The sequence below is a fragment of the Aeromicrobium sp. CF3.5 genome (genome assembly GCF_051262695.1).
Classification (GTDB): Bacteria; Actinomycetota; Actinomycetes; order Propionibacteriales; family Nocardioidaceae; genus Aeromicrobium.
On the sequence record NZ_JBIMEZ010000004.1, the window covers coordinates 65,135 to 85,995 of the forward strand.

General features: G+C 69.4%; 21 protein-coding genes. 8 read left to right on the forward strand and 13 right to left on the reverse strand.

Annotated features, from left to right (window positions below; all coding sequences use genetic code 11):
* Positions 1 to 22: 22 nt before the first annotated feature.
* The 5 genes from ACHAA3_RS09230 to dapA all read right to left on the reverse strand — a co-directional run bounded on the left by ACHAA3_RS09230 (position 23) and on the right by dapA (position 7,879).
* Positions 23 to 1,495 (reverse strand): FAD-dependent oxidoreductase, encoded by a 1,473-nt coding sequence (locus ACHAA3_RS09230; RefSeq protein ID WP_435708704.1) that lies wholly within the window; start codon positions 1,493 to 1,495, stop codon positions 23 to 25.
* Entirely contained in the window at positions 1,492 to 3,573 is a 2,082-nt protein-coding gene (locus tag ACHAA3_RS09235; RefSeq protein ID WP_435708705.1) for a molybdopterin oxidoreductase family protein, read from the reverse strand. Before ACHAA3_RS09235 ends, ACHAA3_RS09230 begins: the two co-directional genes overlap by 4 nt.
* Positions 3,570 to 5,111, reverse strand: a complete 1,542-nt coding sequence (locus tag ACHAA3_RS09240) for an MFS transporter (RefSeq protein ID WP_435708706.1) — start codon at positions 5,109 to 5,111, stop codon at positions 3,570 to 3,572. Before ACHAA3_RS09240 ends, ACHAA3_RS09235 begins: the two co-directional genes overlap by 4 nt.
* Positions 5,112 to 5,271: 160 nt before the next feature.
* Positions 5,272 to 6,951, reverse strand: coding sequence for a ribonuclease J (locus ACHAA3_RS09245; protein ID WP_435708707.1), 1,680 nt, complete (start codon positions 6,949 to 6,951; stop codon positions 5,272 to 5,274).
* 16 nt (positions 6,952 to 6,967) lie between these two features.
* A complete protein-coding gene (dapA, locus tag ACHAA3_RS09250; RefSeq protein WP_435708708.1) occupies positions 6,968 to 7,879 on the reverse strand; it encodes a 4-hydroxy-tetrahydrodipicolinate synthase in 912 nt (303 codons plus the stop codon).
* 49 nt (positions 7,880 to 7,928) lie between these two features.
* Between dapA and ACHAA3_RS09255 the strand changes: the two genes are divergently transcribed.
* Together ACHAA3_RS09255 and ACHAA3_RS09260 are read left to right on the forward strand one after the other, a co-directional pair.
* A complete protein-coding gene (locus ACHAA3_RS09255) occupies positions 7,929 to 8,729 on the forward strand; it encodes a thioesterase family protein (RefSeq protein ID WP_435708709.1) in 801 nt (266 codons plus the stop codon).
* The gene (locus tag ACHAA3_RS09260) at positions 8,726 to 9,517 is read left to right on the forward strand and encodes a hypothetical protein (protein WP_435708710.1); all 792 of its coding nucleotides are present in this window, start codon (positions 8,726 to 8,728) and stop codon (positions 9,515 to 9,517) included. Before ACHAA3_RS09255 ends, ACHAA3_RS09260 begins: the two co-directional genes overlap by 4 nt.
* On the opposite strand, the gene ACHAA3_RS09265 is transcribed toward ACHAA3_RS09260, so the two are convergent.
* The 3 genes from ACHAA3_RS09265 to ACHAA3_RS09275 are packed head-to-tail and all read right to left on the reverse strand — an operon-like array spanning position 9,487 to position 11,199.
* A complete protein-coding gene (locus tag ACHAA3_RS09265) occupies positions 9,487 to 9,855 on the reverse strand; it encodes a VOC family protein (RefSeq protein ID WP_435708711.1) in 369 nt (122 codons plus the stop codon). The two genes, ACHAA3_RS09260 and ACHAA3_RS09265, sit on opposite strands and share 31 nt — an antisense overlap.
* 56 nt (positions 9,856 to 9,911) lie before the next feature.
* Positions 9,912 to 10,385 (reverse strand): dihydrofolate reductase, encoded by a 474-nt coding sequence (locus tag ACHAA3_RS09270; RefSeq protein WP_435708712.1) that lies wholly within the window; start codon positions 10,383 to 10,385, stop codon positions 9,912 to 9,914.
* A gap of 4 nt (positions 10,386 to 10,389) precedes the next feature.
* The gene (locus tag ACHAA3_RS09275; RefSeq protein ID WP_435708713.1) at positions 10,390 to 11,199 is read right to left on the reverse strand and encodes a thymidylate synthase; all 810 of its coding nucleotides are present in this window, start codon (positions 11,197 to 11,199) and stop codon (positions 10,390 to 10,392) included.
* A gap of 83 nt (positions 11,200 to 11,282) precedes the next feature.
* On the opposite strand from ACHAA3_RS09275, the gene ACHAA3_RS09280 reads away from it, so the two are divergent.
* The 4 genes from ACHAA3_RS09280 to ACHAA3_RS09295 are packed head-to-tail and all read left to right on the forward strand — an operon-like array spanning position 11,283 to position 13,349.
* Complete coding sequence (locus ACHAA3_RS09280) at positions 11,283 to 11,792, forward strand: hypothetical protein (RefSeq protein WP_435708714.1); 510 nt, start codon at positions 11,283 to 11,285, stop codon at positions 11,790 to 11,792.
* The gene (locus ACHAA3_RS09285; RefSeq protein WP_435708715.1) at positions 11,789 to 12,331 is read left to right on the forward strand and encodes an N-acetyltransferase family protein; all 543 of its coding nucleotides are present in this window, start codon (positions 11,789 to 11,791) and stop codon (positions 12,329 to 12,331) included. Before ACHAA3_RS09280 ends, ACHAA3_RS09285 begins: the two co-directional genes overlap by 4 nt.
* A gap of 23 nt (positions 12,332 to 12,354) precedes the next feature.
* Positions 12,355 to 13,047, forward strand: coding sequence for an AzlC family ABC transporter permease (locus ACHAA3_RS09290; RefSeq protein WP_435708716.1), 693 nt, complete (start codon positions 12,355 to 12,357; stop codon positions 13,045 to 13,047).
* A complete protein-coding gene (locus ACHAA3_RS09295; RefSeq protein WP_435708717.1) occupies positions 13,044 to 13,349 on the forward strand; it encodes an AzlD domain-containing protein in 306 nt (101 codons plus the stop codon). The genes ACHAA3_RS09290 and ACHAA3_RS09295 overlap by 4 nt, the downstream gene beginning before the upstream one ends.
* A gap of 21 nt (positions 13,350 to 13,370) precedes the next feature.
* On the opposite strand, the gene dapB is transcribed toward ACHAA3_RS09295, so the two are convergent.
* The 4 genes from dapB to rpsO all read right to left on the reverse strand — a co-directional run bounded on the left by dapB (position 13,371) and on the right by rpsO (position 18,380).
* Positions 13,371 to 14,105, reverse strand: coding sequence for a 4-hydroxy-tetrahydrodipicolinate reductase (dapB, locus tag ACHAA3_RS09300; RefSeq protein ID WP_435708913.1), 735 nt, complete (start codon positions 14,103 to 14,105; stop codon positions 13,371 to 13,373).
* An 11-nt stretch (positions 14,106 to 14,116) separates the two neighbouring features.
* A complete protein-coding gene (locus ACHAA3_RS09305; RefSeq protein ID WP_435708718.1) occupies positions 14,117 to 15,298 on the reverse strand; it encodes a kynureninase in 1,182 nt (393 codons plus the stop codon).
* Positions 15,299 to 15,581: 283 nt separating this feature from the next.
* Positions 15,582 to 17,795 (reverse strand): polyribonucleotide nucleotidyltransferase, encoded by a 2,214-nt coding sequence (locus tag ACHAA3_RS09310; RefSeq protein ID WP_435708719.1) that lies wholly within the window; start codon positions 17,793 to 17,795, stop codon positions 15,582 to 15,584.
* A gap of 330 nt (positions 17,796 to 18,125) precedes the next feature.
* Positions 18,126 to 18,380, reverse strand: coding sequence for a 30S ribosomal protein S15 (gene rpsO, locus ACHAA3_RS09315; protein ID WP_435708914.1), 255 nt, complete (start codon positions 18,378 to 18,380; stop codon positions 18,126 to 18,128).
* Between the two features lie 236 nt (positions 18,381 to 18,616).
* Here rpsO and ACHAA3_RS09320 point away from each other — a divergent pair, with 236 nt between their 5' ends.
* Positions 18,617 to 19,489, forward strand: coding sequence for an SGNH/GDSL hydrolase family protein (locus ACHAA3_RS09320; protein WP_435708720.1), 873 nt, complete (start codon positions 18,617 to 18,619; stop codon positions 19,487 to 19,489).
* Between the two features lie 7 nt (positions 19,490 to 19,496).
* Here the strand turns inward: ACHAA3_RS09320 and ACHAA3_RS09325 are convergent, their stop codons facing one another.
* Positions 19,497 to 20,432, reverse strand: a complete 936-nt coding sequence (locus ACHAA3_RS09325) for a bifunctional riboflavin kinase/FAD synthetase (RefSeq protein WP_435708915.1) — start codon at positions 20,430 to 20,432, stop codon at positions 19,497 to 19,499.
* A gap of 108 nt (positions 20,433 to 20,540) precedes the next feature.
* Between ACHAA3_RS09325 and ACHAA3_RS09330 the strand changes: the two genes are divergently transcribed.
* A complete protein-coding gene (locus ACHAA3_RS09330) occupies positions 20,541 to 20,846 on the forward strand; it encodes a hypothetical protein (RefSeq protein ID WP_435708721.1) in 306 nt (101 codons plus the stop codon).
* The last annotated feature ends 15 nt before the right edge of the window (positions 20,847 to 20,861 follow it).

Below are 20,861 nucleotides of genomic sequence, written 5' to 3' on the forward strand. Positions count from 1 at the left end.
TGTCATCGCGTGAGCGCCTGTGTTACCTCGACGGAACACTTGTCTCACGCTCGGCCGAGGTCCCCTGTGAGATCTCCGGCGGATCGCTGTCCCGCAGCCAGTCGGCGATGCCGCAGACCAGCGTCGTGCAGCCTCCGCACCCTGTCGTCGCCAGCGTCGCGGTCGCGAGGGACTCGACGGTCGTCGCCCCACCGTCCCATGCGTGCACCAGATCACCCTTGGTCACGCCGTTGCAGCGGCACACCGTCGTGGCGGCGGGCATCGTGGTCGGCGACACGCTCTCGACCACTCCTGTCGATCCGCCACCCATCAGCAGGTGCATCGGGTCGCGCGGCAGCATGCCGGGGCGGTCGAACTGGGTCGACAAGTGCGCCGCCAGGGCGGGAGCGCCGACGCAGGTCACGCCCACGAGCGTGTCGCCGCGGGCGACGAGCTCGACGTGGCGGCGCTCGCGCGGATCCGACAGTGTCACGATCCGGTCGTGCTCCGCTGCGGTCGACGCGCGCACGCCCATCGTCACGATGCTCAGCCCGACGGCCTTGAGCCGCATCGCCGATCCGGAGATGGGTGGGAGCTCGAGCTGGGTCTGCCGGGCAATGCTGCGAGCCAGGCCACGCGCCTGGGCCCACCCGGGCGCCACGAGCCCACTCACGCCGGCCGGCGTCTCGGCGCAGTCGCCGATCGCACTGATCGACGGATCGAGGGTCGTGCGCAGGTCGGCACCCACGACGATGCCGATGTTGGTCTCGAGCCCGGCGGCACCGGCCAGCCCCGTCTCAGGCGCCGTGCCGGCGGCCAGCACGACCAGCCCGGCCGGGTACGACGTGCCGTCGGCGAGACATACCCCGGTGACGCGTCCGTCCGTGACGCCGACGGACCCGATCTGCGCAGCGCCGACGAAGTCGATGCCGAGGTCCCGGGCGGCATCCTCGGCGACCTGCGCGACCGCGGGGTCGAGGTCGCGGTCCAACATCGTCGGCATGATCGACATGACCGTGACGGCGACCCCGCGGTGCCGCAGCCCGCACGCGAGCTCGATGCCGAGCGGACCGCCACCGATCACGACGGCGCGATCGACGTTCAGCGCCGCCGCCGAGATGTCACGGGCGTCGTCGAGGCTGCGCAGGACGTGCGCACCACGCGGCAGGCCGTCGCGCAGTCCCGGGATCGGGATGACGCGACCACGGGCCCCGGTCGCCAGGACGAGCTGGTCGTACTCGAAGTCGCCCTCGGCCGTCACGACACAACGTCGCTCACGGTCGATCTCCAGTGCCGCGACCCCGGGGCGCACGCGCACGCGGCCCTCGTCGGGCGTTGGGAGCGTCAGCCCGGCCAGGTCGACCCGTCCCGCCACGAGCTCGGTCAGGAGCACCCGGTTGTAGGGCTCGTACGACTCCTCGCCGAGCAGGTCGACGTCGATCTCCGGCGCCAGGCGGCCCAGCTCGTCGACGAAGCGGTTCCCCACCATGCCGGCACCGATCACGACGACCTTCATGATGCTGCCCTCCTGACCTGGACGGCGCACACCTTGAACTCGGGCATCCCCGACACCGGGTCCGTGGCCGCGTTGGTGACGGCGTTGACCATGCCCTCATCGGCGAAGTGGAACGGCACGAAGACCGTGTCCGGCCGGATGTCGGCGCTGATGCGCGCCTGCGCGACCATCGAGCCACGCGTGGACGTGATGCTGATGTCGTCGGTGCCCTCGATCCCGATGCGCTCGGCCAGCAGCGGGTGGATCTCCACGTGGGCTCGTGGCATCGAGGCGTCGAGCTTCGCGACCCGCCGCGTCTGGGCGCCCGACTGGTAGTGCTGCAGAACCCGACCGGTCACGAGCCACACCGGCGCCTCGACCCGCACCATGTCGTCGGGACCGCACGGACGCACCGCGACCAGGCGGGCCCGCCCGCTCGGCGTCGGAAAGGCGTCGGCGAACAGCCGCGGCGTGCCGGGATGGTCCTCGGTCGGGCACGGCCAGTACAGCGCCTCACCCGCGTCGAGCCGGTCGTAGGAGATGCCCGCGTAGTCGGCCCGCCCTCCGGCGCTGGCCCGGCGCAGCTCGTCGTAGACCTCCCGCGGATCGCTCGACCAGGTGCCCGGGGCGTCGAGCCGTGCGGCAAGAGCCGTGAAGACCTCGAGCTCGGACCGGACCCCGCCCGGCGGGTCGACGGCGCGGCGGCGGCGCAGCACGCGTCCCTCGAGGCCCGTCATGGTGCCTTCCTCCTCGGCCCACTGCGTGACCGGGAGGATGTAGTCGGCGAGCATCGCGGTCTCGGACGGGACGAAGTCGCAGACCACGACGAGGTCGAGGGCCTCGACACGTCGGCGGACTGTCTGCGCATCAGGCGCGCTCACGAGGACGTTGCTGCCGTGGACGAACAGTGCCCGAGGGCCGCCCGTCTGTCCCAGACTCGTCAGCAGCTCGACCGCGGGGACGCCCGGCCCGGGGATCAGCGCCGGGTCGACGCCCCACACCGTCGCCACGTGCTCGCGCGCAGCCGGATCGGTGATCATCCGGTACCCCGGCAGCTGATCGGCCTTCTGGCCGTGCTCCCGGCCGCCCTGCCCGTTGCCCTGGCCCGTGATGGCGCCGTAGCCTCCTCGCTCGGCTCCGACCAGACCCAGGCAGAGGGCGAGGTTGATGACGGCGGTCACGGTGTCGGTGCCGTCGGTGTGCTGCTCGGACCCGCGGCCCGTGAGGAGGAAGGCTCCCCGCCCGCCCCGGTGCGGGCTCGCGTCGGCGAGGAGGCGCGCCACCTGCCGAAGCTGCGTCTCGGACACGCCGGTCGTGGCGGCGACGCGTTCGGGCCACCACTCGGCGACGCTGCGACGGACGTCGTCGAGGCCGTCGACGCGGGCGGCGAGGTAGTCAGCATCGAACAGTCCCTCGGCGAGGACGATGTGCAGCAGGCCCAGGACCAGCACCAGGTCGGTGCCAGGGACGACCTGCAGGTGCTCGCCCTTCCCGTCCTCGGTGAGCCGCGCGGTCGCGCTGCGACGCGGATCCACGACGACGAGGCCACCACGCTCGCGCGTCGGACCCAGGTGCTGCACGGCCGGTGGCATCGTGTCGGCGAGGTTGCTGCCGAACAGGACGATGACGTCGGCGTCGGCGAGGTCTGTCAGCGGGAACGGCAGTCCCCGGTCGACGCCCAGCGATCGGTTGGCCGCAGCGGCGGCCGACGACATGCAGAACCGTCCGTTGTAGTCGATCAGCCGGGTGCGCAGGGCCAGTCGGGCGAACTTGCCGAGCTGGTAGGCCTTCTCGTTGGTCAGCCCACCGCCGCCGAACACCGCGACCGCGTCCGGACCGCTCTCGGCCCTCAGGGTCAGGACGCGGGCCGCGATCTCGTCGAGCGCGACGTCCCACTCGACCTCCTCGAACCCACCGTCGACCTTGCGCAGCGGTTGAGTGAGGCGATCGCCCGCCCGCAGGACCTCGGTGCTCGTCCATCCCTTCTGGCACATCCCTCCCGCACTGGTCGGGAACTCCCGCGGCTCGGCGGCGAGGGGCTCTCCACCGAGTCGCTGGGCGCACTGCAGCGCACAGTAGGGGCAATGGGTGTCCGTCATACCCTGGCCTCGGCCATGATCGAGGCCGGTCTGAGGTAGAACAGCCAGGTCACCGCGAGGCACACGACGTAGAAGATCGTGAACACCACGAAGGCGCTCGTGACGGCATCGACCGGGTCGGCGATCCACGGCGCGCTGAACGTGATCGGGATCAGGAACCCGCCGAGCGCACCGATCGCCCCGGCGATGCCGATGACCGCAGAGGCCTCCTTCGTGGACCGCCCCTCGGCGGCCGCGCGCTCCGGGGTGCCCTCGGCACCGGCTCGGCGGGCATATGTCTTCCAGATCAGCGGGATCATGCGGTACGTCGAGCCGTTTCCGATACCGGTGGCCGCGAAGACCACCAGGAACGCTGCAAGGAAGAACGGGAAGATGTCCGCGTTGTGGTCGACGGCGACACGGACGGCATCGGAGTACTCGAACGTCGCCGGATCGGGTGCCGGCGCACCGGCAGCGGGTTTCGGCACGGCGTCGAGCTGCGCCAGCGAGATCATGACGAGCACCGTGCCGAGGATCATCGCGATGAAAGCGCCGAGCGTGACTCGCGCACCCCCGAACCGGTCGGCGAGCCAGCCACCCAGGGGGCGGGTCAGAGATCCGACCAGGGCGCCGAGGAAGCCGTAGAAGGCGAAGTTGATGCCGATGCCGGGGATCGAGGAGATCGGCTGGTTGAAGAAGTTGATCTTGATCAGCAACGGCATCGCGGCGGAGTAGCCAATGAACGAGCCGAAGGTGCCGATGTACAGGAACGACATGACCCAGGTGTGCTTGTACTTCACGACGGCGAGCTGCTCACGGGGCCTGGAGTAGGCCGCCGAGAGGTTGTTCATGAAGAAGTACGCCGCCAGCGCCGCGACGACGGCCAGCGCCGCGTAGAGATACCCGGCCCGCTCGAGCACGATGCCGTTCTGGCTCGCCTTCACCAGACCGAACGCCCCGGCGCCTCCGACGATGATCGGCAGGAAGAACTGGACGACGGCCACGCCGAGGTTGCCTCCGGCCGCGTTGAGGCCCAGCGCCGTGCCCTTGAGCCGCGCGGGATAGAAGAAGTTGATGCTGGCCATCGACGAGGCGAAGTTGCCGCCGCCGACGCCGGCCGTCGCGGCGATCACGACGAAGACCCAGAACGGCGTGTCGGGCCGCTGCACGAACCAGGTGAACAGCAGCGTCGGCACCAGCAGCATCAGTGCGCTGAAGACCGCGAAGTTGCGGCCACCGAACCGCGGCACCGCGAAGGTGTACGGCAGACGGAGCAGCGATCCGACGAGATTGGGCACCGCGACGAGCCAGAACAGCTCCTGTGGGGTGAAGGCGAACCCGGCTCCCGCCAGCAGAGCCGCGGCGGCGCTCCACAGCAGCCACACCGAGAAGCCCAGATGCTCGCCGAAGATCGACCAGATCAGGTTGCGGCGGGCGATGCGGCTGCCGCCGGATTCCCACTGCGTGGTGTCCTCGGGATCCCAGCCGTCGATCCAGTACTTGCCCCGCGACGGGGTGTCGGTGTCTGTCGTGGCCTTCGGTTCCAGGACTGAGGTCATCGTCGCTCCATCGCCGCCGACACGGCCGGGTGCCGTCGTCGATGGAGCGAACCTAGGCAGCGCGTGTTTCGTCCGACCTGTTTGAACGGTCAGAGCGACGTAACACTGTCCGCACACCGACGCGCGGGTCGGTGTGAGAACTCCCTTCGAGCGTCGTGGCTCAGGCCTGGATGACGACCGGCAGGATCATCGGACGACGACGCAGGCGACGGCCCAGGTACGAGCCGAGGACGCGGCGCATGACCTGCTGCAACTGCGCGGTGTCGCGGGTTCCGTCGGCGACGGCCTGCTCGAGCGCCTGCACGATCTTGGGATAGATCTCGTCGAAGGCGGACTCCTCCTCGGCGATGCCGCGGGCGTGGATCTCCGGGCCCGAGAGGATCTTGCCGTTGGTGGAGTCGACCACCACGACGATCGAGACGAAGCCCTCCTCGCCGAGCATGCGGCGATCCTTGAGGTCGGTGTCGGTGACGTCGCCGACCGAGGAGCCGTCGACGTAGACGTAGCCGCAGTCGACGGCGCCACTGATGGACGCATGACCGTCGACCAGGTCGACGACGTAACCGTCCTCGCACAGGAGCACATTCGGGACGCCCGTCTGGGTGGCGAGAGCGCCGTTGGCGTGCAGGTGCCGGATCTCGCCGTGCACCGGCATCACGTTGCTGGGCTGCACGATGTTGTAGCAGTACAGCAGCTCGCCGGCCGAGGCGTGGCCCGAGACGTGGACCAGGGCATTGCCCTTGTGCACGACGCGGGCGCCGAGCTTGGTGAGACCGTCGATGACGCGGTAGATCGCGTTCTCGTTGCCCGGGATCAGCGAGGAGGCCATCAGCACGGTGTCGCCGGGCTCGAGGTTGACCTGCTGGTGGCTGTTGTTGGCCATGCGTGACAGAGCAGCCATGGGCTCGCCCTGCGAACCGGTCGACATCAGGACCATCTTGTGCGGCGGCGCGGCGTCGATCTTGTCCACGACGACACCGTCGGGCACGTGCAGGTAGCCCAGCTCACGCGCGATCTGCATGTTGCGGACCATGGAGCGACCGACGTAGGCGACCTTGCGACCGTGCTTGTGCGCGGCGTCAAGTACGGCCTGCACGCGGTGGATGTGCGAGGCGAAGGACGCCACGATGATGCGCTTGCTGCTGGTGGCGAAGACGGCATCGATGGCCGGCACGATGTTGCGCTCGGACACCGTGAACCCGGGAACCTCGGCGTTGGTGGAGTCGGTCAGGAACAGGTCGACGCCTGCCTCACCCAGACGTGCGAAGGCGCGCAGGTCGGTGATGCGACCGTCGAGCGGCAGCTGGTCCATTTTGAAGTCGCCGGTGTGCAGGGCGACGCCCGCCGGCGTCTTGATGGCCACGGCCAGCGCGTCAGGGATTGAGTGGTTGACCGCGACGAACTCGCACTCGAACGGGCCGAAGGTCTCGGTGTCGCCCTCGGAGACCACGAAGGTGGGCGTGTCCTTGAGCTTGTGCTCGCGCAGCTTGGGCTCGACGAGCGCGAGCGTCAGCCGCGAGCCAATGATGGGGATGTTGCCGCGCTCGCGCAGCAGGTACGGAACGCCGCCGATGTGGTCCTCGTGGCCGTGCGTGAGCACGATGCCGACGATGTCGTCGAGGCGGTCCCGGATGTGGCTGAAGTCGGGCAGGATCAGGTCGACGCCGGGGTGGTGCTCCTCGGGGAACAGCACGCCGCAGTCGACGATCAGCAACTTGCCGCCGAACTCGAAGACGGTCATGTTGCGGCCGATCTCGCCCAGACCGCCCAGGGGGATGACGCGCAGGGCGCCTTCGGGGAGTGCGGGCGGCGGGCCCAGTTCAGAGTGCATGTGGCTCATGGGTGTGGCGGTCCGTTCAGTTGAGAAGCCCGGCAACCGCGAGGGCATCGCGCAACATGGCGATCTCGTCCTCGGTGGCTTCGGGCAGTGGCGCACGGGTGGTGCGGTGGTCGAGCACACCCAGGATCTGCAGCACGGCCTTGGCCGTGATGACTCCCTGGGTGACGGTCATCATGGCCCGGTCGATGGGCAAGAGCTGGTCGTGCAGGGCGCGCGCCGCGACGAGGTCGCCGCGGTCGACGGCCGTCACCATGTCGGCGAGCTGCCGCGGTGCGGCGTGGGCGACGACGCTCACGATGCCGCAGGCACCGTAGGCCAACCAGCCGAGGTTGAGCGAGTCGTCGCCGGAGTAGATGGTGATGCCGGTCTCGCGCATCAGCCAGGCGCCGCGGTTGAAGTCGCCGACTGCGTCCTTGACCGACAGCACCAGCGGGTTCTTGCGCAGCTCGACGTAGGTCTGCGGCGTGAGCATGACCCCGCTGCGGCCGGGGATGTCGTACAGCATCACCGGCAGGTCGTCTCCGGCCCCCGCCACGGTGTTCACGTGAGCGACGATTCCGGACTGGGGTGGCTTGGAGTAGTACGGGGTGACGATCAGGAGCCCGTCGGCGCCGACCGTGCGGGCCTGCTGGGCCAGCGCGACCGAGTGCGCGGTGTCGTTGGTGCCCACCCCGGCCACGACGGTGGCGCGGTCGCCGACGGCCTCGACGACGGCTGCCAGCAGGCGACCGTCCTCGGCGACCGTGGTGGTGGGTGACTCTCCCGTGGTGCCGCTGATGACCAGACCGTCGTTGCCCTGATCGATCAGGTGAGTGGCCACCTTCTGGGCAGCATCGAGGTCGAGCTCACCGTTAGGGGTGAACGGCGTGACCATGGCGGTCAGCACACGCCCGAAGGGCGCGGCCTCGGTGGCGAGGGGCGACGTCATGGGTCGAGGCTATCGCGAGGACACCGATGGCCACCGGCAGGATGGGCCCATGACTGACGACGTGTACGGCACCGACCTGGCTTCCGTTCCCCGAGTCGATGGTGGGGGCGACGGCCGGCGCGACCTCGTGATGACGGATCGGTGGAACACACCGCTGGGTCGCCCGAACGGCGGCTACATCCTGGCAGCCATGCTCGGTGGCCTCGCCGAGGAGCTCGAGGTCACGGCACCCCTCGTCGCTGCCATCACCTACCTCGCGGCTCCAACGAACGGTCCCGCCGTGATCACGTGCGAACCTGTCCGACGCGGCCGCCGGGTGCAGACCGGCACTGCAACCCTGCACCAGGGCGACCGCCTGATCGCCCAGATGACGGCCAGCTACGGCGAACGATCCGGATCGAGCGCGGAGCTCGGCGCCCCGCCCGCACTGCCCGCTCCGGACTCGCTGCCCGATCCGCGCCATCACGGCATGCCCGGCGGCGGGATCTTTGATCGCGTGAACTACCGGCTGACCGGCATTCCGGGATTCTTTCGCGGCGACCCCACGGGTGACCCGACCGTCGAGCTGTGGCAGAGCCGCAGCGACGGGCGGGTGGCCGACTGGTCGACGTTGGCCTTCTTCTGCGACTCGTTCGCCCCTCCGGTCCTCGAGCTCGGCCCCGACACGGCGCAGAACTCGATGACGATCCAGTTGACGGTACACTTCCACCGCCTGCCGACCACACCGTGGATCGCCACACGCCTCACGACCCGTCACCTGGTCGACGGCTACCACGACGAGGACTGCGAGCTGTGGGACGAGCAGGGCAACCTGCTGGCCCAGAGCCGACAGCTGGCGCTGGCCGTGTGAGGCATCCGCTGATCGGCTGCGTCGCGGTCGTCGCCGCGCTGGTCGCCGGCGGTTGCGCCGGCAGCCCACCGCCCGTGGTCGTGACCACCATCGAGTCGAGCGGGTCGCTCACCGACGTCGCCGGCGATGTGGCGGTCGACGGGGTGAGACTCGTGGCGCCCGATGACCTGGGTCCGCTGCCCGGAGGGCCTCCTGAGCTGCCGACAGGGGCGCAGTCTCAGCTCGTGGTGTCCAACTACCTGCCCGAATCGGGTGGGTACAGCGGCGATCTGGCCCGGGCGATGCTCGCCGACCCTGCGGCCCGATCCGCCGTCACCACCGAGCTGGTGGAGGTGGCGTCGGGCTTCGACGCCGTGCAGGTCTCCTGGCTCAAGCTGGCGTCCACCGACTCGGCCGCCCTGGTCGACTTCACCGCCGATCTCCGCGATGCACTGCCCGAGGACACGTCCCTGGTGCTGACGGTCATCGCCTCGACCGACTTCGGCGGGTACCGCGAGCGCGGCTTCGACGTCGCGGCACTGTCCGATCACGTCGACCGCTTCGTGCTGCAGACCTACGAGCCGGCCGAGGCCGACCTGCCCCCGGCGCCCATCGACGACGCCGGGGGGATCGTCGAGGAGATCGACTACCTCACCTCGCAGATCGACGCCGATCGGATCGACCTGGGCGTCAGCCCCTTGGCCGGCATCGGCGCCGACGAGGGTCTGCGCCTTGCCGCAGAGGCGAACCTGCACGGGCTGCTGATCGGCACCGACGCTCAACCCGAGGTGTCGGTCACTCCCTCGTAGAGTCCGACGACGTTTCCGTCAGGATCCTCGAAGATCGCCCACCAGCTGGTCTCGGAGATCGGCGACTTCTCCATCACGATCCGGCCTCCGCTCTCGGTGACGATCGCCATCGTCTCATCGATCGAGTCGACCTCGACGTACGAGCGTGGCTGGGTGAAGCCGTCGTCGCGAGGGGCGAGTCCCCCGCCGCTGATCTGGTTGGGCGCCTGCCACATGGGATAGCCCTCGAACCCGGGGATCTCGTTGATCTGCCAGCCGAAGAGGGCCGAGTAGAACTGGCTGGCGCGGGCCGTGTCGGTGACCGGGATGTCGATGTGGGTGATGTCTCCGTGGGGCATGGCATTCTCCTCGTGTCCTGACCAGTGTGCTCCCAGCAGCATCCCGGAGTCCAGCGTCAGCCGCGTCGGTACGTGACGATGTCGAATCCCTCGTGCGGCACCCGGCCCACCTCGGTCCAGGCCTCCCAGTCCAGGCGGGGGAACCAGGTGTCACCGTCGGGAGAAGCGGCGACGCGGGTCACCGCCATGAGGTCGACCAGGCCGCGTTCGAGCGCTTCGGCGTAGACCTGCCCCCCACCCACCACGAAGACCTCGTCATCGAGCTCGACAGCCCGGGCCAGTGCCGCGTCGAGGCTCGCGGCGGTCTCGACGCCGTCGGCGGTCCAGTCGCCTTGTCGAGTGACCACGATCGTGGTCCGCCCCGGCAGCGGTCGTCCGATCGACTCGTAGGTGGCACGGCCCATGATCATCGGGTGGCCCAGCGTGAGCGCCTTGAAGTGGGCCAGATCCTCGGGCAGGCGCCACGGGAGGCCGCCTGCCGCACCGATGACGCGGTTGGCTCCCATCGCGACGACCAGGGTGACGGTCATCGGCTCAGATGGCGATCGGCGCCACGATCCGCGGGTGCGGGTCGTAGCCGTCGATCGTCACGGAGTCGAGAGTGAAGCCGTCGATCGAGGTGACCGCAGGATCGAGCCGCAGCTGGGGAAGGGCTCGCGGCTGTCTCGTCAGCTGCTCGCGGGCCTGGTCGAGGTGATTGACGTACAGGTGCGCGTCACCCAGCGTGTGCACGAACTCGCCCACCTCAAGGCCGGCGACCTGCGCGACCATGTGGGTCAGCAGCGCGTAGGAGGCAATGTTGAACGGCACACCGAGGAAGACGTCGGCCGATCGCTGGTACAGCTGGCACGACAAGCGGGCCACGCCATCGGCGTCGTCGGCGACGTAGAACTGGAACAGCGCATGGCAGGGGGCCAGCGCCATGGCGTCGAGGTCGGCGACGTTCCAGGCGCTGACGATGTGCCGACGTGAGTTGGGATCGGCCTTGAGCTGCTCGACGACCCGGGCCAGCTGGTCGATGGTTGCGCCGTCCGGCGTCGGCCAGGACCGCCACTGGTGCCCGTAGACCGGACCGAGGTCGCCGTTCTCGTCGGCCCACTCGTCCCAGATGCTGATGCCGTTGGAGCGCAGGTAGGCGGTGTTGGTGTCACCGGAAATGAACCACAACAGCTCGCCGACCACCGACGTGACGTGGATCTTCTTGGTCGTCACCAGAGGGAAACCGGCCCGCAGGTCGAAGCGCATCTGGTGGCCGAACACGCTGCGGGTCCCGGTTCCGGTGCGATCGCCCTTGGCGACCCCTTCGTCGAGGATGCGCTGCATGAGATCGAGGTACGCCTGCATGCGGCCACAGTACCCATGGGCGAGATCGGCGAGGGCCGCCAGACGGCGAGTCCCCGGTCGCACCATGTGTCAGACTCGGCCGCATGCCCGCCCGCGAGGAGACCACCCCCACCGAGGTGCGCAGAACCATCGCCGTGCAGATCGCGCTCACCGCGGTGTTCCTGCTCGTGGTGTTCGTGCTGCTCGACCGTCTCGATTCCGACGCACCCCCGATCTGGTTGATCGCCGTGCTCCTGCTCATCGTGGTGGCCGGCGCCGTGCTCGCGGAGCGCTCCTGGTTGACGGTGAAGCCGCTCGCCCCGGACGCCCACGACCGCGAACGTGAGGCGCTGGACGTCTACGTGTCGCAGACCCTGCGCAAGTTCGCCTACTGCGAGGGCGCCGTGCTGGTGTGCGTCATCCTCGCGTTCGCCGTCGACCACGCGGCGTGGCCCATCGTGATCGGTGCCCTGCCCGGACTCGCGGTGCTGGCCTTCGAGACATGGCCCAGTCCCCGCAACCTGTCGCTGATCGAGGCCATGCTCGACGCCGACGGCGGTTCATCGCGCCTGATGGAGCGCTTCGACACGGCACGACTGGGAGATGACGCATGACCGAGCCCGGCCCCGACGTGAGCGCCCGACTCGCCTGGCCCGACGACGCCGCCACCCTCACCCGCCTGCAGCTGTTGTCGTGGCAGGAGTCCTTCGGCGAGCTGATCGGCGCCGAGGCCCTGTCCACGCTCGACGCCACCGCGATCGCCGAGCAGTGGTCGCAGCTGATCACCTCGCCACCGGACGCCCGCATCCGTGCCCTGGTGGCCCTGGACCGGGCGGCGGCACGCGGCTACATCCTCGTCCACCCCTCGGGCGACCCCGATGCCGACGGCGTCGCCGACGGCGAGATCGGCGAGTTCACCGTCGACGCGGCCCACCGCGACGCGGGACACGGATCCCGGCTGGTCAATGCCGCCGTTGACACCCTGCGCTCCGACCGGTTCACCCGTGCGGTGTGGTGGATCGACGCCACCGATGACGCTCTGCGTGCCTTCGTCACCGAATCGGGGTGGGAGGCCGACGGCGCTCACCGCGAGCTGGCGACGCCGACCGGAGCGACCATGAAGCAGGTTCGCCTTCACACGAGCCTGGAGTAGAGGCGCAGCGTGAGGTTCGCACCGTGAGCGAGCCCGGCGATCGGTCCGTGATCACGGACTCGCTGGGCGTCTCGGCAGCGGTGGGTCTGTACGGCATCTCCTTCGGAGCGATCGCGACGTCGTCGGGATTGTCGATCTGGCAGGCCTGCGCGTTGTCGCTGTTCGTGTTCACCGGAGCTTCCCAGTTCGCCTTCGTGGGGGTCATCGGGGCGGGCGGCGCTCCGATGACCGGTGCGCTGACGGCCGTCCTGCTGGGCAGCCGCAACATGTTCTACGGGATCGCGCTCGCTCCCCGGTTGCAGCTGGGGCGAGGACAGCGGGCAGCAGCGGCGCACCTGGTGATCGACGAGTCCACGGCCATGGCGATCACCCGGGACACCCGACGCCAGGCCCGTCTCGGCTTCTTCTGGACCGGCCTGGGCGTCTTCACCCTGTGGAACCTGGCGACCCTGGCCGGGGCCGTCGCCGGTGAGACGATCGGCGACCCACGCACCTACGGACTCGACGCGGCCGTCGGGGCGGCCTTCCTGGGTCTGCTGTGGCCCCGGCTGCAGTCGTGGAACGGGCGAGTCGTCGCTCTCGCAGGCGCGGCGGTCGCCACCGGGCTGATACCGGTCACAGCGGCCGGCGCCCCCATCATCATCGGCGGCGCGGTCGCGGTCGGGCTCGGCCTGCTGTGGCGCTCGGGCCCGCCGGCGACGGATCCAGCGGCATGAGTGCTCTGTGGCTGGGGATCGTGCTCAGCGCCGCCGGCTGCTTCGCGCTGAAGATCGCGGGGCTGTCGGTCCCCGAACGCGTGCTGGCTCACCCGCTGACGGTCCGGGTCTCCGACCTCATCCCCGTGGCCCTGCTCGGCGCACTGATCGCCGTCCAGGTGTTCGCCGACGACTCACGCGTGGTGGTCGATGCACGACTCGCCGCTCTCGGCGTCGCGGCCCTTCTGCTGTGGCTGCGCGTGCCGTTTCTACCGATGGTGGCGTTGGCCGCCCTGACCGCTGCCGGCCTGCGCGCTCTCTGAACCGCCCAGAGACCCAGAGACCTAGAGACCCAGGACGGTGTCGAGGCCGACCGTGAGGCCGGGGCGGCCTGCGACTGCACGGACGGCCGCGACGACGCCCGGCATGAAGGACTCTCGGTCGTGGGAGTCGTGGCGGATCGTGAAGGTCTCGCCCACTCCCCCGAGCACGACCTCCTGGCTGGCGACGTAACCGCGGGCCCGCAGCGCATGCACCGGGATGCCAGCCACCGTGGCACCGCGCGCGCCGTCCGGGTCGGTGTGGGTGGCGTCCGGAAGCGGTGGTGAGCCGGCCGCCGACCGGGCGGAGGCGATCATCTCAGCAGTCCGTGTGGCAGTGCCCGACGGCGCATCGACCTTGTCGGGGTGGTGCATCTCGACGACCTCGACCGACTCGAAGTACGGCGCCGCCTCGGCCGCGAACTTCATCATCAGAACCGCACCGATCGAGAAGTTCGGCACGACCAGGACACCGGTGGCGGGCTCGAGCGCACGCACCGTGTCGATCTGGGCGTCATCGAACCCGCTGGTGCCGACCACGACGTGCAGTCGGCGCTCGATGCACCAACGCACGTGGTCGAGGGCGACCGCCGGCTGGGTGAAGTCGAGGACCACCTCGGCGCCGGATTCGGTGATCGCGTCCAGCGCGTCGTCGACGTCGATCTGCGCGACCACCTCGAGTCCGTCGGCCGCGTCGATGGCCTGCACCGACGCCGACCCCATGCGCCCCCGCGCGCCCAGCACTGCCACTCGTGTCATGTCCCGCTTCGTCATGAGTGCGAGCCTATCGACGCGATGACGTCGGCGATCACGCCGAGGCCTTGCTCGACCTCGCCGAACGATGTCGACAGCGGTGAGAACCCGAGCCGGACGAGGTCGGGCTCGCGGAAGTCGGGAATCACCCCACGCTCAGCCGCGGCGGCGGTCACCGCGCGCGCCTGCGGATGGCGCACCGTGACGTGCCCGCCCCGAGCGGTCGAATCGCGCGGAGTGGTCGATTCCAGCCCGTGCCGGTCGATCAGGTCGAGCGCGAATCCGGTCAGCGCGATCGACTTGGTCCGGATCGTCTCGACACCGGCCTCAGCGGTCAGCCGTACGCCTTCCTGCACCGCGATGATGCCCGACACGGCCGGTGTGCCCGACAGCATGCGCCGGATGTCCGGCGCGGGTTCGTAGACGTCGCCCATCGCGAACAGGTCGGCGGCACTCCACCATCCCTCGATCGGCTGGCGGGCCGTGGTGAGGTGACGCTCGGCCACGTACAGGAACGCGGGCGCCCCGGGCCCGGCATTGAGGTACTTGTAGGTGCAGCCGACCGCGAGATCGGCACCGGCGCCGTCGAGATCCATCGGCACGACTCCCACCGAGTGGCACAGGTCCCACAGGGCGAGCGCGCCCGTGGCCTGGATCGTTGCGGTCAGGGCGGGCAGGTCGAGCAGCAGACCGCTGCGGTAGTCCACGTGGTTGAGCACCACCACTGCGGTGCGATCCCCCACCACGCCGGCCAGATCGGTCGGGTCGTCCACGTACACCACCTGGCGGCCGCGAGCACGAGCGACCGAGTCCACCAGATAGCGATCCGTGGGGAAGCCGGACCGCTCGACGACGATCTCGGCGCGGTCCGGGCGCAGGTCGAGCGCGGTGTGCAGCAGCTTGTACAGGCACACCGACGTGGAGTCGGCCACGACGGTCTGTCCGGTCGTCGCTCCGATCAGGGCACCGATCTCGTCCCCGACCACGACGGGCAGGTCGACCCAGCGGTCGGCCCAGCCGCGAATCAGGTCGCCGCCCCACTCCTCGCGCACGAACCGCTCGAGCCGGTCACGCGTCGCCAGCGGCAGCCGCCCCAGCGAGTTGCCGTCGAAGTAGGCCACCACGTCCGGCTCGATCACGAACCGGTCGCGAAGGTCGGCCAGCGGGTCGGTGGCGTCGAGCTCGGTCGAGGTGGTCATGACTCGATTCTGTCCGACGCGGAGGTCGGACACCGCCGACTCAGCTGAAGAACGTCGTGCGACGCGAGTTCTGCAGCTTGAGCTCCCCGTCGCGAGTACCCCGCCACTGCAGGTACATCTCGTACTTCACGTCCTCGCGGATCTGCAGGTTGGGCGTGCACAGCTTGCCGTTGTTCCCCCGACGTGATCTGGCAAGACACGGCGTCTCGCGACACCGACATCCTGACACGACGCTGCCCCCGCACCCGAGTGGGGTGTGGGGGCAGCGTCGGTGACAGATCGATCAGGCGTCGGCCGGGGCCTCGTCGGCCGCAGCGTCCTCGGTGACCGGGATCAGCGAGATCTTGCCGCGGTCGCCGAGCTCGGCGATCTGGACCTGGATCTTCTGGCCGACCGAGACGACGTCCTCGACGTTGTTGACCCGCTCGCCGCCATTGAGGTCGCGCAGCTTGCTGATGTGCAGCAGGCCGTCCTTGCCGGGGCTCAGCGAGATGAACGCACCGAAGTCGACCGTCTTGACGACGGTGCCGAGGTAGCGCTCGCCGACCTCGGGCATCGTCGGGTTGGCGATCTGGTTGATCGCGTCCCGCGCGGCCTCGGCCGAGCCGCCACCGGTACCCGCGACGTAGACGGTGCCGTCGTCATCGACCGAGATCTTGGCGCCGGTGTCGGCCTGCAGCTGGTTGATGATCTTGCCCTTCGGGCCGATGACCTCACCGATCTTGTCGACGGGGATCTTGATCGTCAGGATCCGCGGCGCGTAGGGGCTCATCTCGTCGGGCTCGTCGATCGCCTCGGCCATGACGTCGAGGATCGCGAGGCGAGCGCCCTTGGCCTGCGTCAGCGCGCCGGCCAGGATGTCGGCCGGGATGCCGTCGAGCTTGGTGTCCAGCTGCAGGGCCGTGATGAACTCACGGGTTCCGGCGACCTTGAAGTCCATGTCGCCGAAGGCGTCCTCGGCTCCGAGGATGTCGGTCAGGGTCACGAACGACTGCTGGCCGTCGACCTCACCGGAGATGAGGCCCATCGCGATGCCGGCGACCGGGGCGCGCAACGGCACACCGGCGTTCAGCAGGCCGAGTGTCGAGGCGCAGACCGAGCCCATCGACGTGGAGCCGTTGGAGCTCAGCGCCTCGGAGACCTGACGGATCGCGTACGGGAACTCCTCGCGCGTCGGCAGCACGGGCAGCAGCGCCCGACCGGCGAGCGCGCCGTGGCCGATCTCGCGACGCTTGGGCGAGCCCACGCGACCGGTCTCACCGGTGGAGAACGGCGGGAAGTTGTAGTTGTGCATGTAGCGACGCGTGGTCTCGGGCGAGAGCGTGTCGAGCTTCTGCTCCAGGTCGAGCATGTTCAGCGTGGTGATGCCCATGATCTGGGTCTCGCCGCGCTGGAACAGGGCCGAGCCGTGCACGCGGGGAACCACGCCGACCTCGGCGCTGAGGGCACGGATGTCCTCGAGGCCACGGCCGTCGATGCGGACCTTGTCGCGCAGGACGCGCTCCCGCACGACCGACTTGGTGACGGCGCGCACTGCGGCACCGATCTCCTTCTCGCGACCCTCGAACTGCGCGCCGAGCTGATCGACGAGGTCAGCCTTGATCGCGGACTCACGCTCTTCGCGGTCGGCCTTGTGCAGGATCGTCATGGCCTCGGCGAGCTTGTCCTTGGCGGCCGCCTCGACAGCGGCGTGGACGTCGTCCTCGAACTCCAGGAAGATCGGGAAGTCGCGGACCTCCTTGGCGGCGGTCGACGCGAGCGTGATCTGCGCCTCGCACAGCTGCTTGATGAAGCCCTTGGCGGCGTCGAGGCCGCTGGCCACGACCTCCTCGGTGGGGCCCTGGATGCCTGCCTGGACCAGGTCCCAGGTCATCTCGGTGCTCTCGGCCTCGACCATCATGATGGCGACGTCGCCCTCATCGGTGATGCGACCGGCGACGACCATGTCGAACACGGCGTTCTCGAGCTGGGTGTGGGTGGGGAATCCGACCCACTGGCCGTCGATCAGGGCCACGCGGGTGGCACCGACCGGTCCGGTGAACGGCAGGCCGGAGATCTGGGTGGATGCCGACGCGGCATTGATGGCCAGCACGTCGTACGGGGTGTCGGGGTTGAGCGCGAGCACGGTGATGACGACCTGGACCTCGTTGCGCAGGCCCTTCTTGAACGTCGGGCGCAGCGGCCGGTCGATCAGGCGGCAGGTGAGGATGGCGTCCTCGCCCGGGCGGCCCTCGCGACGGAAGAACGAGCCGGGGATGCGTCCCGCGGCGTACATGCGCTCCTCGACGTCGATCGTGAGGGGGAAGAAGTCGAAGTGGTCCTTGGGGTGCTTGCCGGCCGTCGTGGCCGACAGCAGCATCGTGTCGTCGTCGAGGTACGCGGCGACGGCGCCAGCGGCCTGCTGGGCGAGCACGCCGGTCTCGAATCGGACGGTGCGGGTGCCGAAGGAGCCGTTGTCGATGATGGTCTCGGCGGTGTGCAGGGTGGGTTCGGACATGTATGTCCCTTCCGCAGGCGAAGGCCTGCAATTTCGATCTGCAGGCGAAGGCCTGCAGCGGGCATAGCAGGCGGAGGCCTGCTATTCGGACGCAGCAGGCCGAGGCCTGCTATCGGGAACGAGTGCCGCGGTGACCTCGATGGCGGGCAGGTGCCGGTCTTCGATCGAGGCCCTCGGCTGCAACGTCCGGGAGCCACTACCGAGGACCGAGCGGGGTTCGCAGGTGCGATGCCCGACGGCGTCTCGTCGTGTGTCGGTGTTCAGTTGTGAGCCTACGAGAGAGGCGGCCATTCCCCGAGCTGATGTCGGGCAATGACCGCCTCGTCGTGGCTAGCGGCGCAGGCCGATTCGCTCGATGAGCGAGCGGTAGCGCTCGATGTCACTGTTCTGCAGGTAGTTCAGCAGGCGACGACGCTGACCGACGAGCAGCAGCAGTCCGCGGCGGCTGTGGTGGTCGTGCTTGTGCTCCTGCAGGTGACCGGTGAGGTGCGAGATGCGTCCGGTGAGCAGTGCGACCTGGACCTCGGGAGATCCCGTGTCGCCTTCACTTCGTGCGTACTCCTTGATGATGTCCGCACGATCCATGTCTGCCACGGTGGGGGCAGCGGTCTTCTTCGACACGATGTTCTCCTGAGGGATGTCGTTGCACGGCGCGCCCGGGCTGGTTCTCCGGGGCTCTGTGATCCGTGGCCGATCTACGGCATTCCCCAGATTATCAGCGCAGGCACACGCAGTGCGAATCAGCGCGTCCCGCACAGTGCAGATCAGCGCGTCCCGCACACGGCCAATCGCCGTTCGGACGGCCGACCTAGGCTGATCAGATGACTTTGCGGCGCGCCGGTGCAGCCTTGACGCTCGCAGCCGTGGCCCTCGTGATGGTCTCGGCCTGCACGAGCACCGCATCGGACCCCGAGCCGGCCGAGACCACAGCATCGGCCGCGCCGTCGACACCGGCCGAGCTCGGTACCGCCTACGTGGCGCTGGGCGACTCCTACTCCGCTGGTCCCGGCATCCAGCCCGCAGACACCGAGCAGCCGCAGTGCTTCCGATCCGAGACCAACTGGCCGAATCTGCTGGCCGATGCCGAGGGCCTCGATCTCGCCGACGTGTCCTGCTCGGGTGCCACGACCGAGAGCGCCCTCGATGGCGTCGGCAACGAGATTCCCGCACAGCTCGATGCGCTCGGCGAGGACACCTCCCTGGTCACGCTGGGCATCGGCGGCAACGACGGCGGCCTGTTCTCCTCGCTGATCCAGTCCTGCGCCACCGCTGCGGCGACGTGCCAGCAGTACGTCGACCAGCAGGCTCCCGAGGTGCTGTCGATGATCAGCACCAACGTCGCGGACCTGCTCGGTCAGATCGCCGAGAGGTCGCCCGACGCCCAGGTCGCGCTCGTCGGCTACCTGCGCCTGGCGCCCCAGACCGGCACGTGCGAGCTGCTCGGAGTTCCTGCCGAGGCCGCCGACGACGCCCGGCGCATCGAGCAGGGGCTCGAGGACGCCCTTGCGGCCGCAGCCACCTCCGCTGATGTGCCGTTCGTGTCGATGCGCGAGGTCTCCACCGGGCACGACGTCTGCGCGGGCGACGAGGCCTGGGTCAACGGTGCCCAGGTCACCGACGGCGACGGCATCGTGTTCCACCCCCGCTCGGCGGGCATGCAGGCCGTGGCCGCCGAGGTCGCCCGGAGCCTGTGAGGATCGGCTACAGAGCCCGTCGGGCGGCCTCGACGTCACGGGCCATCTGCTCCACGAGGGCGTCGACACCGTCGTAGGCCTCCATCTGACGCAGTCGCTCGACCAGCTCGACGCGGATGGTCTCGCCGTACAGGTTCAGGTCCTGACCCGATCCGAAGGGACGGTCCAGCACGTAGGACTCCACGCGTCGGTCGTGCTCGCCGAAGGTCGGGTTGGTGCCGATCGACACCGCCGCGGGCAGCGACTCCCCGTCCGCCCGGATGACCCGCCCCGCGTAGACACCGTCGGGCGGGACGGCATAGGTGTCGTCGATGGGGGTGTTGGCCGTGGGATACCCCAGCTCGCGGCCGCGTTGCTCGCCACGGATGACCTCCCCGACGACCTCGTGGGATCGCCCCAGGATGTCGGCGGCGCCCCGCATGTCTCCGGCCGCGACCAGGGCCCGCACTCTCGTCGATGACCACGGCTCGTCCGTCCCGGCGAGCCCCAGACCCAGCGCAGCGAATCCTGCAGACGCTCCGAGCTCGACCAGCGTGTCGACGGTCCCCGCGGCCTTGGCGCCGAAACGGAAGTTCTCCCCCACGACCACGTGCTGGGCGGACAGCTGATCGACGATGACCTCGTGCACGAACTGCTCGGGCGTCATCCCCGCCATCTCACGCTCGAAGGCCAGCACACGCACCTCATCGGCGCCGTGCTCACGCAAGAGCTCGATGCGGCGGTGCAACGTGGTCAGGCGCGCGGGCGCACGATCGGGCGCGAAGACCGCCGTGGGATGCGGATCGAACGTGACGGACACGACAGGCAGGCCGCCTCCGGCTGCACGCGTCCGCTCGAGCAGGGTCTGATGACCGCGGTGCACCCCGTCGAACGCGCCGATCGTGATCGCTGCGGGGGTGTGGCGAGGTGCGGTCTCCGCACCCTCGACGTCACGCCAGATCATCACGGTGGAACTGTGCCACAGGGACGCTGGAGCGTGCGCGGCCGATCCTAAGAGTTCTCTCATCGCACCCTCATCGAAGCGGGCCCCCGGATGCGACACCCTGAGGACATGGACCTGAGACGACGACTTCCCGTGCTGGTGGTGTCCGTGCTCGCGGCCGTGCTGGTCGTGGTCATCTCCGGGCGCGTCACGGCCGGCGCCGGCACGGCTCCCCGTGACACGACACCGGTGACGATCGCCCCGTCATCACCCTCGTCATCACCCTCGCCCTCCGCGTCCGCCCCGGCAGCGACCCCGTCGCCCACTCCGGCACCGACGGACGATGATGATGACGACAGCGATGATGATGACGACGGGGGTCGGATCGATCCGGAGATCAACGACGACGATGATCGTGATGATGACGACGACTGAGCGGAGCACCTGACA

Bases quoted from the DNA above. Each gene is read 5' to 3' on its own strand.
- ACHAA3_RS09230 (WP_435708704.1), bottom strand. From the start codon at position 1,495: ATGAAGGTCGTCGTGATCGGTGCCGGCATGGTGGGGAACCGCTTCGTC.
- ACHAA3_RS09235 (WP_435708705.1), bottom strand. From the start codon at position 3,573: ATGACGGACACCCATTGCCCCTACTGTGCGCTGCAGTGCGCCCAGCGA.
- ACHAA3_RS09240 (WP_435708706.1), bottom strand. From the start codon at position 5,111: ATGACCTCAGTCCTGGAACCGAAGGCCACGACAGACACCGACACCCCG.
- ACHAA3_RS09245 (WP_435708707.1), bottom strand. From the start codon at position 6,951: ATGAGCCACATGCACTCTGAACTGGGCCCGCCGCCCGCACTCCCCGAA.
- dapA (WP_435708708.1), bottom strand. From the start codon at position 7,879: ATGACGTCGCCCCTCGCCACCGAGGCCGCGCCCTTCGGGCGTGTGCTG.
- ACHAA3_RS09255 (WP_435708709.1), top strand. From the start codon at position 7,929: ATGACTGACGACGTGTACGGCACCGACCTGGCTTCCGTTCCCCGAGTC.
- ACHAA3_RS09265 (WP_435708711.1), bottom strand. From the start codon at position 9,855: ATGCCCCACGGAGACATCACCCACATCGACATCCCGGTCACCGACACG.
- ACHAA3_RS09270 (WP_435708712.1), bottom strand. From the start codon at position 10,385: ATGACCGTCACCCTGGTCGTCGCGATGGGAGCCAACCGCGTCATCGGT.
- ACHAA3_RS09275 (WP_435708713.1), bottom strand. From the start codon at position 11,199: ATGCAGGCGTACCTCGATCTCATGCAGCGCATCCTCGACGAAGGGGTC.
- ACHAA3_RS09280 (WP_435708714.1), top strand. From the start codon at position 11,283: ATGCCCGCCCGCGAGGAGACCACCCCCACCGAGGTGCGCAGAACCATC.
- ACHAA3_RS09285 (WP_435708715.1), top strand. From the start codon at position 11,789: ATGACCGAGCCCGGCCCCGACGTGAGCGCCCGACTCGCCTGGCCCGAC.
- ACHAA3_RS09295 (WP_435708717.1), top strand. From the start codon at position 13,044: ATGAGTGCTCTGTGGCTGGGGATCGTGCTCAGCGCCGCCGGCTGCTTC.
- dapB (WP_435708913.1), bottom strand. From the start codon at position 14,105: ATGACACGAGTGGCAGTGCTGGGCGCGCGGGGGCGCATGGGGTCGGCG.
- ACHAA3_RS09305 (WP_435708718.1), bottom strand. From the start codon at position 15,298: ATGACCACCTCGACCGAGCTCGACGCCACCGACCCGCTGGCCGACCTT.
- ACHAA3_RS09310 (WP_435708719.1), bottom strand. From the start codon at position 17,795: ATGTCCGAACCCACCCTGCACACCGCCGAGACCATCATCGACAACGGC.
- rpsO (WP_435708914.1), bottom strand. From the start codon at position 18,380: ATGGATCGTGCGGACATCATCAAGGAGTACGCACGAAGTGAAGGCGAC.
- ACHAA3_RS09320 (WP_435708720.1), top strand. From the start codon at position 18,617: ATGACTTTGCGGCGCGCCGGTGCAGCCTTGACGCTCGCAGCCGTGGCC.
- ACHAA3_RS09325 (WP_435708915.1), bottom strand. From the start codon at position 20,432: ATGATCTGGCGTGACGTCGAGGGTGCGGAGACCGCACCTCGCCACACC.
- ACHAA3_RS09330 (WP_435708721.1), top strand. From the start codon at position 20,541: ATGGACCTGAGACGACGACTTCCCGTGCTGGTGGTGTCCGTGCTCGCG.